The 15,324-nt window shown below is 75.2% G+C and carries 8 protein-coding genes; 5 read left to right on the top strand and 3 right to left on the bottom strand.

What is annotated here, in order from left to right:
* Positions 1-57: 57 nt before the first annotated feature.
* Positions 58-2,136 carry an asparagine synthase-related protein gene (locus tag IG64_RS36130; protein WP_037864499.1) on the top strand — a complete coding sequence of 693 codons (2,079 nt, stop codon included), beginning with the start codon at positions 58-60 and terminating at the stop codon, positions 2,134-2,136.
* Positions 2,137-2,401: 265 nt separating this feature from the next.
* Positions 2,402-5,770 carry a BTAD domain-containing putative transcriptional regulator gene (locus IG64_RS36125; RefSeq protein WP_037864497.1) on the top strand — a complete coding sequence of 1,123 codons (3,369 nt, stop codon included), beginning with the start codon at positions 2,402-2,404 and terminating at the stop codon, positions 5,768-5,770.
* A 60-nt stretch (positions 5,771-5,830) separates the two neighbouring features.
* Here IG64_RS36125 and IG64_RS36120 read toward each other — a convergent pair whose 3' ends face one another.
* Complete coding sequence (locus IG64_RS36120) at positions 5,831-7,783, bottom strand: sigma-70 family RNA polymerase sigma factor (RefSeq protein WP_051813768.1); 1,953 nt, start codon at positions 7,781-7,783, stop codon at positions 5,831-5,833.
* Between the two features lie 547 nt (positions 7,784-8,330).
* On the bottom strand, positions 8,331-9,119 hold the full coding sequence (locus IG64_RS36115) for a TetR/AcrR family transcriptional regulator (RefSeq protein WP_037864494.1): 789 nt from the start codon (positions 9,117-9,119) through the stop codon (positions 8,331-8,333).
* A 396-nt stretch (positions 9,120-9,515) separates the two neighbouring features.
* Between IG64_RS36115 and IG64_RS36110 the strand changes: the two genes are divergently transcribed.
* Both IG64_RS36110 and IG64_RS36105 read left to right on the top strand, forming a co-directional pair.
* On the top strand, positions 9,516-10,892 hold the full coding sequence (locus IG64_RS36110; protein WP_037864492.1) for an NAD(P)/FAD-dependent oxidoreductase: 1,377 nt from the start codon (positions 9,516-9,518) through the stop codon (positions 10,890-10,892).
* A gap of 238 nt (positions 10,893-11,130) precedes the next feature.
* Complete coding sequence (locus IG64_RS36105) at positions 11,131-12,813, top strand: ATP-binding SpoIIE family protein phosphatase (RefSeq protein WP_037864488.1); 1,683 nt, start codon at positions 11,131-11,133, stop codon at positions 12,811-12,813.
* Between the two features lie 86 nt (positions 12,814-12,899).
* Here the strand turns inward: IG64_RS36105 and IG64_RS36100 are convergent, their stop codons facing one another.
* Complete coding sequence (locus IG64_RS36100; protein WP_037864521.1) at positions 12,900-14,186, bottom strand: MFS transporter; 1,287 nt, start codon at positions 14,184-14,186, stop codon at positions 12,900-12,902.
* A 159-nt stretch (positions 14,187-14,345) separates the two neighbouring features.
* On the opposite strand from IG64_RS36100, the gene IG64_RS36095 reads away from it, so the two are divergent.
* Entirely contained in the window at positions 14,346-14,897 is a 552-nt protein-coding gene (locus tag IG64_RS36095) for a MarR family winged helix-turn-helix transcriptional regulator (protein WP_037864485.1), read from the top strand.
* Positions 14,898-15,324 lie beyond the last annotated feature (427 nt).

Raw genomic sequence — 15,324 nt, 5'->3', positions numbered from 1 at the left:
CGCCTTCGTGGCAGCATGGGACCCGGTTCGTGCGGTCCCGGGTCCGTGGAGGCGTCGATGCGGTGGTTGGTGGGATGGAGCAGCGCCGCCGCGAGCACCGCAGGGTTCGGTGCGGCGGGCGCCACCGGGTACGACGGCGAGACCGTGCAGCCGGTGGGCTCCCAGCTTTTGTGGGGCGACCCGGACCCGCTGTGGGCGGTCGGTGACTGGCGCCCGGACGAGGTCCGGCTGGTACGGGCCGACGCCCAGACCCGGATCGCGGTGCTCGGCACCTGCGGAGCCTCCGACGAACAGCTGCGGGTCGGCCTGCTGGCCGCGCGCGGGGGCGCACTGCGGCACCTGACCGCCTGGCCCGGCAGCTACACCGCCGTCGTCCAGGTGGGCCGCCGCCTCACCGTCTGCGGCGACCTCGCGGGCGCCCGCCCGGTGTTCCACACCCCCTGGGCGGGCGGCACGGCGTACGCGACGGCCGCGCTGCCGCTGGCCGACCTCGTCGAGGCCAACCTCGACTTCGGGCACCTCGCCGCCCTGCTCGCCGCCCCCGACGTCCCGGCCGCGCTGGACGACTCCACGCCGTACGAGGCCGTACGGCGCATTCCGCCGGGGCACGCGCTGATCCTGCGCGCCGGGGCGCGCGAGGTCGCGGGCTACGAGCCGGTCGCCTCCCTCGCCGTGGCCGCGCCCCCGGCGGACCCCGACAGCGCGGTAGGCGCCGTACGGGACGCCCTGGTCGAGGCCGTCCGCGCCCGCCTGTCCGCGCCCCGGCACGTACCGGAGATCGACCCCGGCCCGGTCCCGGGCATGGGTCCCGCCGAGCGCCGCGCGGCCCGCGGCATGCCGGTGCCCGGCATCGGAGCCGACCTGTCCGGCGGACCCGCCTCGGGCACCCTCGCCCTGCTGGCGGCGGGCCTGCCCGGCAACCCCGGCACCCTCCTGGGCCACGGCACCGGCGCCGGCGAGCGCCTGCTGGCCGTCACCTTCAACGACCTCGCCGTCGGCGGGCGCGAGGCCGAGCTGGAGCGGGCCGGGACCCTCGCGGCCAACCCCCGCCTGCACCACGTGGTGGTGGCCGGCGGTGACGAGGTACTGCCCTACGCCGACCTGGAGGGCCCGCTGACCGACGAGCCCGGCCCCTCGCTGGTGACCGCGGCACGGCACCGCGCCCGCCTGGCGTCGGGCAGCGCGGACCACTTCACCGGCCACGGCGCCCGCCAGGTCCTGGACGCGCACCCCGCCCGCCTGGCCGACCTCCTGATGGACCGCAAACGGCGCCACCTGGTCCGGCCGGTCGCCGCGCTCGCCAAGGCCGACGGGTCGGTGATGGTCCCCGCGCGCGTGTACAGCGCGGCGCGGCGGCTCGCCCGGACGCCGTACCGGGCCGGTCTGGAGGAGCTGGCCGAGCGGCTGCTCCAGCGCCGGTTCGAGGAGCCGGGCGGCGCGGTGGGCGCCTCGCTGGCCGCGCTCACCTGGGCCAGACCCGGTCCCGCCGCCCGCTGGCTGACCGGTGAGGCACTGGCTGAAGTATCGGTTCGCCTCCAGGGCGCGACGAACCGCTCGGGGGTCGGTCCCGGGCAGCGGCCGGGCGACTACCGCGCGCGTGCGGCCCTCGCCCGGCACGCCGCGGACCTGCGCGTCCTGGAGCAGGCCGTGGAGATCCGCTCCCAGCGGCTGCACACCCCCTTCCTGGACAACCAGGTCGTACGGGCCTGCCGGGCGCTGCCCGAGGCGCTGCGCGTGCGGCCGGGAGCCCGCGCGGCCATCCTGCGCACCGTCCTGGAGGGCGCCGGAGTGGGCGAGCTGCCCCCTGGCTGGGGCGCGCCCTCGCACGCCCCCGCGGCGTCCGCCGCGCGCGCGGGCCTGCGCGTGGCCGTGGACGACCTGATGGCCCTGTTCGCCACCCCCCTGCTCGCCGAGGCGGGCCTGGTGGAGGCGCGGGTGGTCCGCAAGGCCCTGCGCGCGGCGGCCCAGGGCGAACCGCTGCCCCTGGACGGCCTCGCGGACCTGGTCTCCCTGGAGATGTGGCTGCGCCGCCTGCTGGCCCGCCGCGGCACCTGCTGGACGGGCACCCCCGCCCGCTCGCGCGCGGTACCGGGGGGCATCGTCCCCCAGCGCGGGGCACTGGCGTCCGGGGCGTGAGGGGGCGGCCGGCCCGGTGCGGAGCCCGGGCGCCACGCGCGGGTGCGCGCAGGGACGGTGCGGTGGCCCGGGTGTGATGCGTGGGTGTGTGCCGGGGTGGTGCGGTGGCCCTGGTCCTGGTGCGTCGGAGGGTGCGTGCCGGTGGCGGGGCTCGGCGGGCGGCCGGTGGTGCCGGGCGCGTGGCCGCCGAGCGCGGCCGGTGGTGCCGGGGCCGCCCGGGGACAAACCCGGTGCCCCACTTCCCGCCCCCGGCGACAATGGGCCGGTGCAGTACAGAATTCTCGGTGTCACCCGGGCGGAGGACGGCCGGGGTGTCGTCGTACCCGTGGGCGGTCCCCGGCTGCGGGCCCTGCTCACCGCCCTCGCCCTGCGGCCCGGCCGGGTCACCGGCCCGGACGTCCTGATCGACGAAGTATGGGGTGAGGCCCCGCCGCAGAACGCCCCCGCCGCGCTCCAGGCCCTGGTGGGCCGCCTGCGCCGCGCCCTCGGCAAGGACGCCGTCCGCTCCGAGCCGGGCGGCTACCGGCTCGCCGTGGCCCGGGAGGACGTCGACCTCTTCGCCTTCGAACGGCTCGTACGGCAGGGCACCGCCGCCCTCGCCCGTGACGACGCGTCCGCCGCGGACCGCCACCTCGACGAGGCCCTCGCCCTGTGGCACGGCCCCGCCCTGGCCGACCTGCCCGACCGGACGGCCGCCGCCCGCCCGGAGAGCCTGCGCCTGGAGGCGCTGCGGGCCCGCGCGGACGCGCGGCTGCGCCTGGGCCGTGCCGTGGACGTCGTCCCGGAACTCACGGAACTGACCACCGCACACCCGTACGACGAGACACTGCACGCCCTTCTCGTCCGCGCCCTGCGCGACAGCGGCCGCGGCGCCGACGCCCTCGCCGCCTACGAGCGGGTCCGCCGCGCCCTCGCCGACGGCCTGGGCACCGACCCGGGGCCCGAACTGCGCGCCCTGCACGCCGATCTGCTCACCCCGGCGACCGCCTCCCCCGGCCCGGCGGCAGAACCGTTTCCGGGCCCGCCCCCGGCCCCGCCCCGAGACGCGCGGCCGGCCCCGCACCACGCCCACCGCCCGCCCGGACGGACCGGCAACATCCGTCCGCGTCTTACCTCTTTCGTGGGCCGGGAACCCGAACTCGCCGCCATCCGTTCCGATCTGCACAGGGCCCGCCTCGTCACCCTCACCGGACCGGGCGGCTCCGGCAAGACCCGCCTCGCCGAGGAAGCCGCCGCCGGGCTTTCCCGGGCCTGGCTGGTCGAGCTGGCGCCGCTGGACCGCCCCGAGGCGGTGCCGGGCGCGGTGGTCAGCGCCCTCGGCCTGCGCGAGACCGTACTGATGACCAACGAGCTGGTCACCCCGCAGAGCGACCCGGTGGCCCTGCTCGTCGAGTACTGCGCGCCGCGCAGCGAACTCCTGATCCTCGACAACTGCGAACACCTCATCGACGAGACGGCCCGCCTCGTCGAAGTCCTGCTCACCCGCTGTCCCGGACTCACGGTCCTCGCCACCAGCCGGGAACCGCTGGGCGTACCGGGCGAGCTGGTGCGCCCGGTCGAGCCCCTGGTACCCGACCAGGCGCACCGCCTCTTCGCCGAGCGTGCCGCCGCCGCCCGCCCCGACGCGGCCGAGGTGCTCGGCGACAAGGAGGCCGTCGCCGAGATCTGCCGCCGTCTCGACGGCCTGCCCCTGGCCATCGAGCTGGCCGCCGCCCGGCTGCGGATGCTCACCCCCCGGCAGATCGCCGACCGGCTCGACGACCGCTTCCGGCTGCTCACCGCGGGCAGCCGCACCGCCCTGCCCCGCCAGCAGACGCTGCGGGCCGTCGTCGACTGGTCCTGGGACCTGCTCGACGAGGGGGAGCGGACCATGCTGCGCGAGGCGTCCGTCTTCGCGGGCGGCTGGGACCTCGCCGCCGCCGAGGCGGTGTGCAGCGGCCCCGCCGCCGACCTCGTCGGCGCGCTCGTCGACAAGTCCCTGGTCGTCGCCGCCCCGGCCGCCGACGGCGGGATGCGGTACCGGATGCTGGAGACCATCCACGAGTACGCCACCGAGCGTGCCGCGGAGGTGCCCGGCCTGCGTGCGGCCGCCGAGCAGCGGCACGGCGCGTGGGCGCACGCCCTGGTCCGGGCGGCCGAGCCGCAGCTGCGCTCGGCCCGGCAACTGCCCTGGATCGCCCGTCTGGAGACCGAGCTGGACAACATCAGGGCGGCCCTGGACCGCGCGCTCGCCGCCGGGGACGAGCAGCGGGCGGGCGAACTCGCCCTCGGCATGGGCTGGTTCTGGTGGCTGCGCAACTACCGCCGCGAGGCCATGCAGTGGTTCCACCGCGTGCTGTGCCTGGGCGCCGCCCTCGACGCCGCCGCCCGCCGGGCGGGCGAGGGCGGGGAGGCCGGCGGCGCCGTCCCGCCGCCCGGAGCCGACGACTTCGACCCCGTCGACGCCCTCCTGGCCGCCCCGGACGGGGAGGTGAACCACCCGCGGCACGAACTGCGCATGGACCTGCGGATGATGCACCTCTTCCTGGCCTCGGAGACCGAGCCGGGGGACGTGGCGCGCGACGACCGGACCCTGCGCTACGTCTCCCTGGTCCGCGCCTTCTTCGAGGGCGGCGGACCCCGGGCGGCCCGGATGCCCGGACTCATCTGGCCGCTGACCGCCTACCTGTACAGCAGTGCCGACGACATCCGTCCCACCATGGACACGGCCGTCGCCAACTGCCGGGCGTACGGCGGTGACTGGGAGGTCGGCGTCGTCCTGATGTTCCGTACGCACATGGTCGTCGACTCGCCCGGCAACCTGCGCGGCGTCGACGAAGACCTGGCGCAGCTGCGGCGGATCAGCCGCAGCGTGGGCGACCGCTGGATGCGGGCGCAGGTGTGCAGCGCGGCCGGGGAGGCGGCCATGGCCCGCGGCCGGCTGCGGGAGGCACACGCCGAGTACGAGGAGGCGCTGCGGCTCGCCCACGAGGTGGGCGCCTACGCGGAGACGCCGTTCCTGGTCGCCCGGCTCGCCGAGATCGCCTACCGCTCGGGTGACCGGGCCGGTGCCCTGAAAGCCCTGGACGAGGCGAGCGAGGCGGCCGAGCAGTACCGGGTCGCGGACTCCCGGGCCTTCGTCCTGCTCCTGCGCGCCCATCTCGCCCTGGACGACGGGGACGTGGCCGCCGCACGGGTCCTGTGCGACGGGGCACGCGAGGAGAGCCGGCGCGGCAGTCCGCCCCCGCAGTTCGAGGCACTGCTGAACGCGATGGACGCCCTCGTCACGGCGGACGAGCACGGCCCGCGGCACGGGCTTCCGCCGCTGACCGAGGCACTGCGCGCGGCCGTCGGGCAGCGCTGTTCGGAGGTGGTGACGGCCGCCCTCGTGTACAGCGCGGCCGATGTGCTCGCCCGGCTCGGCGAGGTGGCGTGCGCGATGCGGTTGCTCGCCGCCGCGGACCGCTGGCGTGACGGCCATCCCCCTCCGCTGCCCGAGCGCGCGGCGGCGGAGCGCGCCGAGGCCGCCGCCCGCGCGGTCCTGCCCGCCGGCCGGCTGGCCGCGGAGCGCGCCCGGGGCGCCTCGCTCACCGCGGACGGCGTCCTGGCCGAACTCGACCGGGCCGTCCGGGCCCATCAGGCTCCTCGTGGGTGAACCGGCTCTCCAGGGATGTACCGGCTCCTCACGGGCGAACCGCTCCCCGCAGGTGAACCGCTACCCGCAGGTGAACCGTGACTCGGCCCAGTCCGCGAGGGTGACCGCGTCGAAGGCGCTGCGCGGCTGGACGACCAGCTGCACGGTCCGGCGTCCGGCGAGACCCACATGGACCGGGACGGCGGCCTCCCCGCCGGCGACCGTACCGGAGTTCCACAGCCGGACCCCGTCCGCGTACACGGAGAAGGTGACCTTGCCCAGCCCGGCCGCCAGGTCGTCGACCCCGGCCACCGCGTCGTAGGCGGAGCACGTGCGGTTGAGGTCGACGGTGACCGAGGACTCGCCGTGGACGCTCACCCCGTGCGGGTACCGCTTGCCCGCGATCGACACACCGTCGCGCTGCCACACCCAGCTGCTCCGGCCGATCCGCATCTGCGGGCCGGTGCCGTCGCCGGTGAGGTCGTAGTCCAGCTCGCTCCACCGGTAGACGGACGGAGCGGGCGTCGGGGTCGGCGTCGGCGTCGGGGCCGGTGGGGGAGTCGGGGCCGGGGTGGGTTCCGGAGTGGGCCGCGGTGACGGCTCGGGCACCGGTGTGGGCGTGGGAACGGGGGCCGGCCGGGGGGCGGGACGGGCCGCCGCGGCCCGCACCGGCGGTTTCCGGCTGGGCGTGGGGCGGGGCGCCGGCCGCGGTGGTGCGGGCGTCGGCGGCTGCGGTTCGACGACCGGGGCCGGCGGTGGGGCCGCCGCGGGTTTCGCGGCCGGGGCGTCCTGCCCCGTCAGCGCGAAGGCGAGCGCCGCGGCGGCCACGGCGACGACCCCGGCCGCGATGCCGGCCTTCACCGGCGCGCCGAGTCCCTCGGAGGCCGCCGCGCCCCCCGCGCTTCCGGCGGAGCCGCCCCCGGCCGCACCGCCCGCCGCGCCTCCCGCGCCGCCGGCGGCCGCGGCCGCCCCCGCCGCCCCTGCGGCGCCCGCCGCTCCCGCGCCGCCCGCCAGGAGACCGAGTGCCTTGGCGTACCCGGCGGCGCCGAACCAGCCGATGACGGCGACCGGGACGACCGCGGGGATACCGCCGGCGACCTCCTCGATCTGCACGGCCGCCAGCCGGCACCGGGCGCACTCCTCCAGGTGCTTGCGCAGCCCCCGTTCGGCACGGGTGCGCAGCTTGCGCCGGGCGTAGCCGCCGAGCTGGTCGGCGTAGCGGGCGCACTCCTCGTCGCCGGTCAGGGCCGTGCTCACATGGGCCTGGAGATAAGCCTGCTTCAGGCCCTCGCGGGCCCGGCTGGCCAGGACCCGGGTGCCGTTGGCGTCCAGGCCGAAGAGCGTGGCGACCTCGCTCGGCGACTCGTCCTCGACCTCGGTGTGCCACAGCACGGCCTGCCACCGTTCGGGCAGCGAGCGGAAGGCCTGCATGGCCATCGACTGCTCGGCCTCCCGCATCGCCCGTACGTCCGCGCCCAGGTCCAGACCCGCCCCGAAGGAGCCGAGGGAGGCCGGGTCGCCGGACGCCTCGGGGGCCCGGGCCGCCTGCGCCGCGAACACGGCGAAGTCGTCCACCAGCTGCTCGCGCCGGGCCGTCTTCGTCCAGCGCGCGGCGACCCGCCGGACACTGGTGAGCAGGTAGGCGCGTACGGCGTGTCCGGGCCCGGAGCCGCCGCGCACGGCCTGGAGCATCGCGGCGAACACCTCGGCGGTGAGGTCGTCGGCGGTGTCGGCGTCCCGGCAGCAGGTGCGGGCGTAGCGGCGTACGGCATCGGCGTGGCGCCGGTACAGGTCCTCGTACGCCGTGTCGTCACCCGCGCGCATCCGGGCGATCAGCTCGGCGTCGGACGGCGGCACCTCCCGCGGCGGCGGAAGCACGCTGTCCTCACGCCACTCGCGCTGCGGCGGCACCTCGGCCTCGGCCGCACCCTCCCACAGCCCCGCCGCTCCGCTCCCCACGGCCCGCAGCCCGGCCGGGCCGCCCGCCGGTTCGTTCCCGGCCGGGGCGTCCCGCGGCCCGGCAGCGCCGTCCACGCCCGCCGGATCGTCCGCCTCCTCCGGCCCCGACGAGCCCGCCCCGGTCGGCGCCTCGTCACACGGGACGGCATCGGGCAGCGCTCCGTCGGTCGGTACGGCGTCGGCCGGAACCCTCTCGGCCGGAACGCCGTCAGCCGGAACCCTCTCGGCTGGAACGCCGTCGGCCGGAACGCCGTCGGCCGGGAGTCGACCGAACGGAGCCTCCCCGCGCGGAGCCCCACCACCCCGAGCCTCGTCGCACCGAACTTCCTCGCACGGGACGTCGGCCGGTCCGCCCGGGCCCGGTACCTGGGACGGGCGCGCCCCTCCGGTGCCCGCCCCGTCGTCACCGACCGACCCACCACGTCCGTCAACGCCCATCGCCGATAGCCCCCGCCGCCAGCTCAGCCGACCCGATCACCGGGTCAGAGTGCCACAACGGTTCCCCGTCAGGACTCCGCGGAAAGGATCCTCCACCCGTCCGTGGGGACTTGCCGCCCCGGGGAATCGGCGTCACCCGTACGGGGCATGCTCCTCGGAATCACACCGGCGTGCGCGCCCCGGCTCACGCCGGCCGCGAGCGCAACCCCTCCAGCAGGATGTCCAGCAGTCGCGCCGAGGCCGCCGCCTGCTGCGCCGGGTCCGGGAGCGAGGGCGCCGCCGTGGCGATGACGAGCAGGACGTCCGACACCGACACGTCGGCCCGCAGCTCGCCCGCCGCCCGGGCCCGCTCCACGAGCCGGCCCACGACCTCCAGCAGCTCCGCCGCCCCGGTGTCGTCCACCACCTCCGGTACGGGCGCGGAAGCCTGGTCGGGCACCAGCCGCAGCTCACCGGCGCCCGGCTCGGTCCGCTGCTGCGGCACCCGCCTGCCGTCCGCCCCGGACCCGGCCCCGTCCTGCTCCTCGGCGACCCCCACCCGCAGCACCTGCGGCGGCAGCAGCCGCCCGGCGCCGGACGCCACCGACGTCCGCAGGAAACGGGACAGCGCCGACCACGGCTCGTCCTCCTGGCCCAGCGCGGCCCGTGCCTGGTCGGTCAGCCGGGACGTCTCCTCCTCGGCTATCCGCCGCACCAGGACGTCCTTGCTCGGGAAGCGCCGGTACACCGTGCCGACCCCGACCCGGGCGCGCCGTGCCACGTCCTCCATCGGCGCGCCGTAGCCCAGCTCGCCGAAGACCTCGCGTGCCGCCCGCAGCACGTGCTCCAGGTTGCGCTGTGCGTCCACCCGCAGCGGGGTGGTCCGCACCGACCGGGACTCCTCCCCGCGCCCGCCGGCCGCCGCCGTGCCCGTCGCCCCGCCGGCGGATGCGACGGCGGACGCGGTGGACCAATGAGTGTCCTGAATGTGCATAGCTGATCCCCCGGTGATGACGTCTCCCCCCGGAGACTTTCCCCGCCACTGAATGCGGTGTGCACCCAACGGGGATCGCGCACGACCGAGCCCGCCCTGCGAGATCCGGTTGGGACCCGCGGACCCGTTCGACCACATCCCCTACACCCCGTCGACACACGAACATAGTTGAGAGGGAGTCAATTCAGAAGGGGCAGTTCCGCACGGAACGCCCCCCGATCGGAGCAGGAGCCCTCCAGGTATGCGCCAGGGCGCTCCCCCGGCCCCCGATCACCCCCGCTGACCTGCGTGCCTGCCCCCGCCCCCGGCGATCCGGCCAATCCCGCCCCGCACCGCGCGGCGGTCACACAAATCGCCGGGGCTGTGGACAAACGAGAGTCACGGGTGCGTCATGGGATGGTGAAGGAACGTGCGCGCATTCTCGTTGTCGGCGGCGGCTACGTCGGGATGTACACGGCCCTGCGTCTGCAGCGGCGGATGAAACAGGAGCTGAGGCGCGGCGAGGTGGAGATCACCGTCGTCACCCCCGATCCCTATATGACGTACCAGCCGTTCCTGCCCGAGGCGGCGGCCGGCGCGATCTCCCCGCGGCACGTCGTCGTGCCGCTGCGCCGCGTCCTCGACCGGTGCCGTGTCATCGCCGGCGAGGTCAAGGCCGTCGACCACGCGCACCGCACCGTCACCCTCACCACCCTCGCCACCGAGGAGAGCGGCGGCACCGAGCGCCTCACCTACGACGAACTCGTCCTCGCGCCCGGCTCCGTCTCGCGCACGCTGCCCATCCCCGGCCTCCTCGACCACGGCATCGGCTTCAAGACCGTCGAGGAGGCCATCGGCCTGCGCAACCACGTCATCGAACAGATGGACATCGCCTCCTCCACCCGCGACCCCGCGATCCGGGACGCCGCCCTGACCTTCGTCTTCGTCGGCGGCGGGTACGCCGGGGTGGAAGCGCTCGGCGAGCTGGAGGACATGGCCCGCTACGCCGCCCGCTACTACCACAACATCCGGCCCGAGGACATGAAGTGGATCCTCGTCGAGGCCTCCGACCGGATCCTGCCCGAGGTCGGTGAGGAGATGGGCGGCTACACCGTCACCGAACTGCGCCGCCGCAACATCCAGGTGCTCCTGCGCACCCGTCTGGAGTCGTGCGCGGGACGCGTCGCGGTCCTCAGCGACGGCCAGCGCTTCCCCACCCGCACGGTCGTGTGGACCGCCGGTGTGAAACCGCACCCCCTGCTGGCCGCCACCGACCTGCCGCTCGACGGTCGTGGCCGCCTGAAGTGCACCGCCGAACTGACCGTCGACGGCGTCGCGCACGCCTGGGCCGCCGGAGACGCGGCGGCCGTCCCCGACCTCACCGCCGCCGGACCCGGCAAGGAGACCGCGCCCAACGCACAGCACGCGGTGCGCCAGGCCAAGGTCCTCGGCGACAACCTGGCCCGCTCCCTGCGCGGCGAACCCCTGCGGACGTACGAGCACGCCTACGTCGGCTCCGTCGCCTCCCTCGGACTGCACAAGGGCGTCGCCCAGGTCTACGGCCGCAGACTGAAGGGCTACCCGGCCTGGTTCATGCACCGCGCCTACCACCTCAGCAGGGTCCCCACCTTCAACCGCAAGGCCAAGGTCCTCGCGGAATGGACCCTGGCCGGACTCTTCAAACGGGAGATCGTCTCCCTCGGCTCGCTGGAACATCCCCGCGCCGAGTTCGAACTCGCGGCCGGTGGAAAGCATCCTCTCGACCCGAACATCAACCCGAAAGGGTCGTCCTGACCGGAGAGGGGAACTCCGCCGGACGCCCCGGCGTCCCACGGATGCCGGTACGCGGCGGCCGCACTGCCAGACTGGTCCACGACCGGAGGCGGACAGCCGCCCGCCCCGGCCGCCGACGACGCCCGGACACCGTGCCGCACCCCGGCACCCGAGGGAAAGGTGCGGCCACCACCGCGCGGTCCCGCACCCCGGCCGGGCCCGGAGCCGGCCCGACACGACTGACACGAGGCAAGGATTCGTGAACTTCACGCGCTGGAGCGCCCGGCTCCCCCCGATCCCCGGAACGCAGCGCCGCGCCGCAGCGCGGACCGACCTCGCGACCGCTGCGGACCGGCGGGGCGACGGCTCCGTCCCCGCCGCCCGCGTCGAACAGCTGGCCGACGGCAGGGCGCCCGTGCCCGCCGTGGACGCACTCCCCGCCCGCGAGGTCCTCGACCGCGTCCCGGCCCTCGTCGCCCTGGTCCACGGCGGCGACCACCGCCTCGCCTACCTCAACGACGCCTACACCGCGGCCTTCGGCGCCCGCCCGCTCGGCGAACCCGCCCGCGACGCCCTGCCCGAGCTGCGCGAACTGGGCCTGCTCCCCCTCCTCGACCAGGTGCTGCGCAGCGGCAGACCCCGAACCCTGAAGTCCCGCAAGGCCCCCGACGGCCGGTCCTACACCTTCACCTGCACCCCGGTCACCGAGCCCGAGCGCGGCGAGTCCACCGCCGGCCAGGGCCGCGCGGGCGTGCTCGTCTTCGCCACCGACGTCACCGACCACGCCGAGGCCGCCGACCGCCTGCGGGCCAGCGAACGCCGCCAGCGCGAGACCGCCGTCACCCTCCAGCGCTCCCTCCTCCCGCAGGTGCTCGAACAGCCCGACGACCTGCGCGTCGCCGCCACCTACCAGCCCGGCGGCACCGAAGCCGCCGTCGGCGGCGACTGGTACGACGTCATCACCCTCGGCGGCGGACGCACCGCCCTCGTCATCGGTGACGTCATGGGCCGCGGGGTCCGCGCCGCCGCGGTCATGGGACAGCTCCGCACCGCGGTGCGCGCCTACGCCCGCATGGACCTCCCGCCCCACGAGATCCTCCAGCTCCTCGACGGCCTCGCCGCCGAGATCGACGCCAACCAGATCGCCACCTGCGTGTACGCCGTCCACGACCCCAACGAGGGCCGGCTCGTGTACTCCTCCGCCGGGCACCTGCCGATCCTGGTCCGCGACGAGACCGGCACCGTCGTACGCGCCGACGAACCCACCGGCCCGCCCCTGGGCACCGGCGGCTGGATGCACGCCTCCGGCTCGGTGCCCCTGACCCCGGGATCCACCGCGGTCCTCTACACCGACGGCCTGGTCGAGCGCCGCGACCAGGACCTCGACGAGGGCATCGCCGCCCTGGAACGCGCCCTGGCCGGAGCCACCGGCACCCCCCAGGTCGTCTGCGACCGCCTGGTCCGCTCCGCCGGCGTCCAGGCCGACCACGACGACGACGTGGCCGTCCTCGTCCTGCAGCACCCCGCCCGCACCGGCCCCGAGGGCGAACTCTTCCGCAACGCCGCCCTGGAACTCCTCGGCGGCGTGGAAGCCGCCCCCCGCGCGCGTGCCTTCGCCTCGGGCGTCCTCACCAGCTGGCGCTTCCCGCCCGAACTGCACGACGCGGGCGTCCTCGCGGCCAGCGAACTCGTCGCCAACTCCCTCCAGCACGGCACACCCCCGATGCGTCTGCGGCTGCGCCGCACCGACCGCCGCCTCATCGTCGAGGTCACCGACGGCGACGACCACCTGCCCAGACGCCGCAGCGCCGAACCCGCCGACGAATCGGGCCGGGGCATCGCCATCGTCGCCACCATCGCCGCCCACTGGGGCGCCCGCCGCACCCCGGACGGCGGAAAGGCCGTCTGGTGCGAGTTCACCCTGCCCGCAGGACGGCTGTAGCCGCACCCCGGCCGCCCCGCCGCAACGCAGCGGTACGGCGGGGCGGCCGTCGCCCGAAGACGACGGCCGCCCCGCACCCGCTCCCGTCACGCCTTGGCGGTCACCGGCTCGTGAGCGGACCCGCCACGCGCCACCACCCGGCTCTGCGCACCCCAGGGATGGTCCTGTACGGCGCTGAGCCCACGCCCCAGCCGCAGCGCGAGCACACTGATCCCCAGCGAGAACAGCAGGAACGTCACCACGTAAGGCCCCGGCAGCGACGCCGCCAGCGGACCGCCCACCGCCGGGCCGACCGCCAGCGCGAGCTGCTTCACCAGAGCGAAGGCCGAGTTGTACTGCCCCGCCATCCCTTCCGGAGCCAGGTCGGCCACCAGCGGCGCCAGCGTCGGCGACAGCATCGCCTCACCCAGGCCGAACAGGGCGTACGTCGACACGAACGCCGCCGTCGCCATGGTCCGGCTGCCGTGCCCGAGGCCCGCGTACGCCGCAGCGGCCCAGGCCACCGCCCAGATCACGCCGACCGCCGCGATCACCCGGGAGCGCCGCCGCCGCTCCACGAACTTCAGCACGGCGAACTGCGCCACCACGATCATCAGCGTGTTCGCCGCCAGCGCCGTGCCCAGAGCCGACGTCGAGATCCCGGCGGCCTCCACGCCGTACGCGCTCAGGCCCGACTCGAACTGCCCGTAGCAGGCGAAGAAGAGGACGAAGCCCAGGACGCACAGCTGCACCATGGCCCGGTTGGCGAGCAACTGCTGCCAGCCGCTCCGGCCGGCCGCCGCCCCGGCCGCCTTCCGAGCCCCCGCCACGCGCGGGGCACGCGGCATCCGCACCGTCGCCATCAGCGCGACGAGCAGCAGGAAGACAGCCGCCTCGATCGCGAAGAGCAGGGTGAAGGAGGAGACCCGTGAGGTGTCGACGAGGTGTCCGCCTATGAGGCCGCCGACACCGAGCCCCAGGTTCTGCAGGAAGAACTGCATGGCGAACGCCCGCGACCGCGTCTCCGTCTCCGAGCAGTCCACGATCATCGTCGCCAGCGCGGGCTGCATCACCGCCTGCCCGGCCCCCAGCGCCGCGGCCGACAGCAGGACGGTCGCCGCCCCGCCCGCCAGCCCGAGGCTCAGCGCCCCGAGGGCGGCCGTGACCAGGGCGGCGAGCAGGACCGGCAGCGGGCCGCGCCGCACGATCGCCCGGCCGGCGAACGGCAGCACGATCAGCGCGGCCACGGCGAAGACGGCGAGTACGAGACCCGCCGTCATGGCCCCCAGGCCCCGCACCTGCGCCACATAGACGTACAGGTAGGGGACGGTGAAGCCGAGCCCGAACGCGCTGAGTGCGTTGCCCACGTGGATCCGGCGCATCGCTGCGCCCATCGCCCTGGTCACGTTCACCTCTCTCAAGCAGAAGGACGGTCATGGAGTCCTTGAAGCCATCAGTAGTTAGATCTGAAGGACTTCGACTCTAAAGTTCGAAGCTAAAGAGTACACCTGGAAGGACTTCAATGCCAAGGCGGTCCGTGCGATACTGCGGACATGGGCGACACCCCCGGCATCGGCAGCGAGCCGACACTCGAAGAGCAGATCGCCGCCTACCAGCGCGAGTTCCAGGACCTCGACCCCCAGGTCGAGAAGATCGTCTCGGCGCTGTCCCGCCTCAACCGCAGGATGAACGTCGCGTACGGCCGGCAGACCGCCGAGCTGGGTATCAGCAACGCCGAGTGGGAGGTGCTCAAGGCCCTCGTCCTGTCCGGGGCGCCCTACCGCCTGGGCCCGAGCGACCTCGCCAAGCGACTCGGCCTCACCCCGGCCGCGATGACCCACCGCATCGACCGCATGGTGGGTGAGGGCCTGGTGACCCGTGAGCGCGACGAGAACAACAGGGTCCGCGTGATCGTGGAGCTGACGCCCGAGGGCCGGGAGAAGTGGATGGAGGCCATGCGCCTCGCCACCGTCTTCGAGGGCGACCTCCTCCAGGACCTCACCCCGGCGGAGCGCGCGGTCCTCGGCGAGGTCCTGACCCGCCTGCTGCGCAGGGTGGAGCACGCCCAGCCGGACGCCGGCGGGCGCCTCAGCGACCTCGACTAAAAGATCTTGACAGAGGGTCCTTGACACGCCTCTGCCAGATCCGTAAGGTTCTTCGGGTTGCCACGGAGCCGTGTCGGTTTCCTGGCAGCACCTCCGCCGCATCTGCGGCACTCACACCATCAGCACGATCTCCCATCCGGGTTGATTTCGGCGTGCCCGAATTCAATTCGAATGGAACTCGTCGACTCCGGCCGGATCCGCCAAGGGCCCGATTGGGAATCAGGACGAGGATCCGCTAAGGTTTGAGACGTCGGAACGGCCCAAGGGCCGGGAAGACGAACCCCGCTGACTGGGGGTCAGGCCGAAAGGATCTGATAGAGTCGGAACTGCCGGAAAGGGAAACGCGAAGCGAAAGCGGAGCGGGAACCTGGAAAGCACCGAGGAAATCGGATCGGAAAGATCTGATAGAGTCGGAAACGCAAGACCG

Origin of the sequence: Streptomyces sp. NRRL S-340 (assembly GCF_000720185.1) — a bacterium.
Taxonomy (GTDB): Bacteria; Actinomycetota; Actinomycetes; order Streptomycetales; family Streptomycetaceae; genus Streptomyces.
The sequence above is the reverse complement of the archived record's forward strand: the minus strand, read 5'-3'. Positions and strand labels throughout refer to the sequence as shown.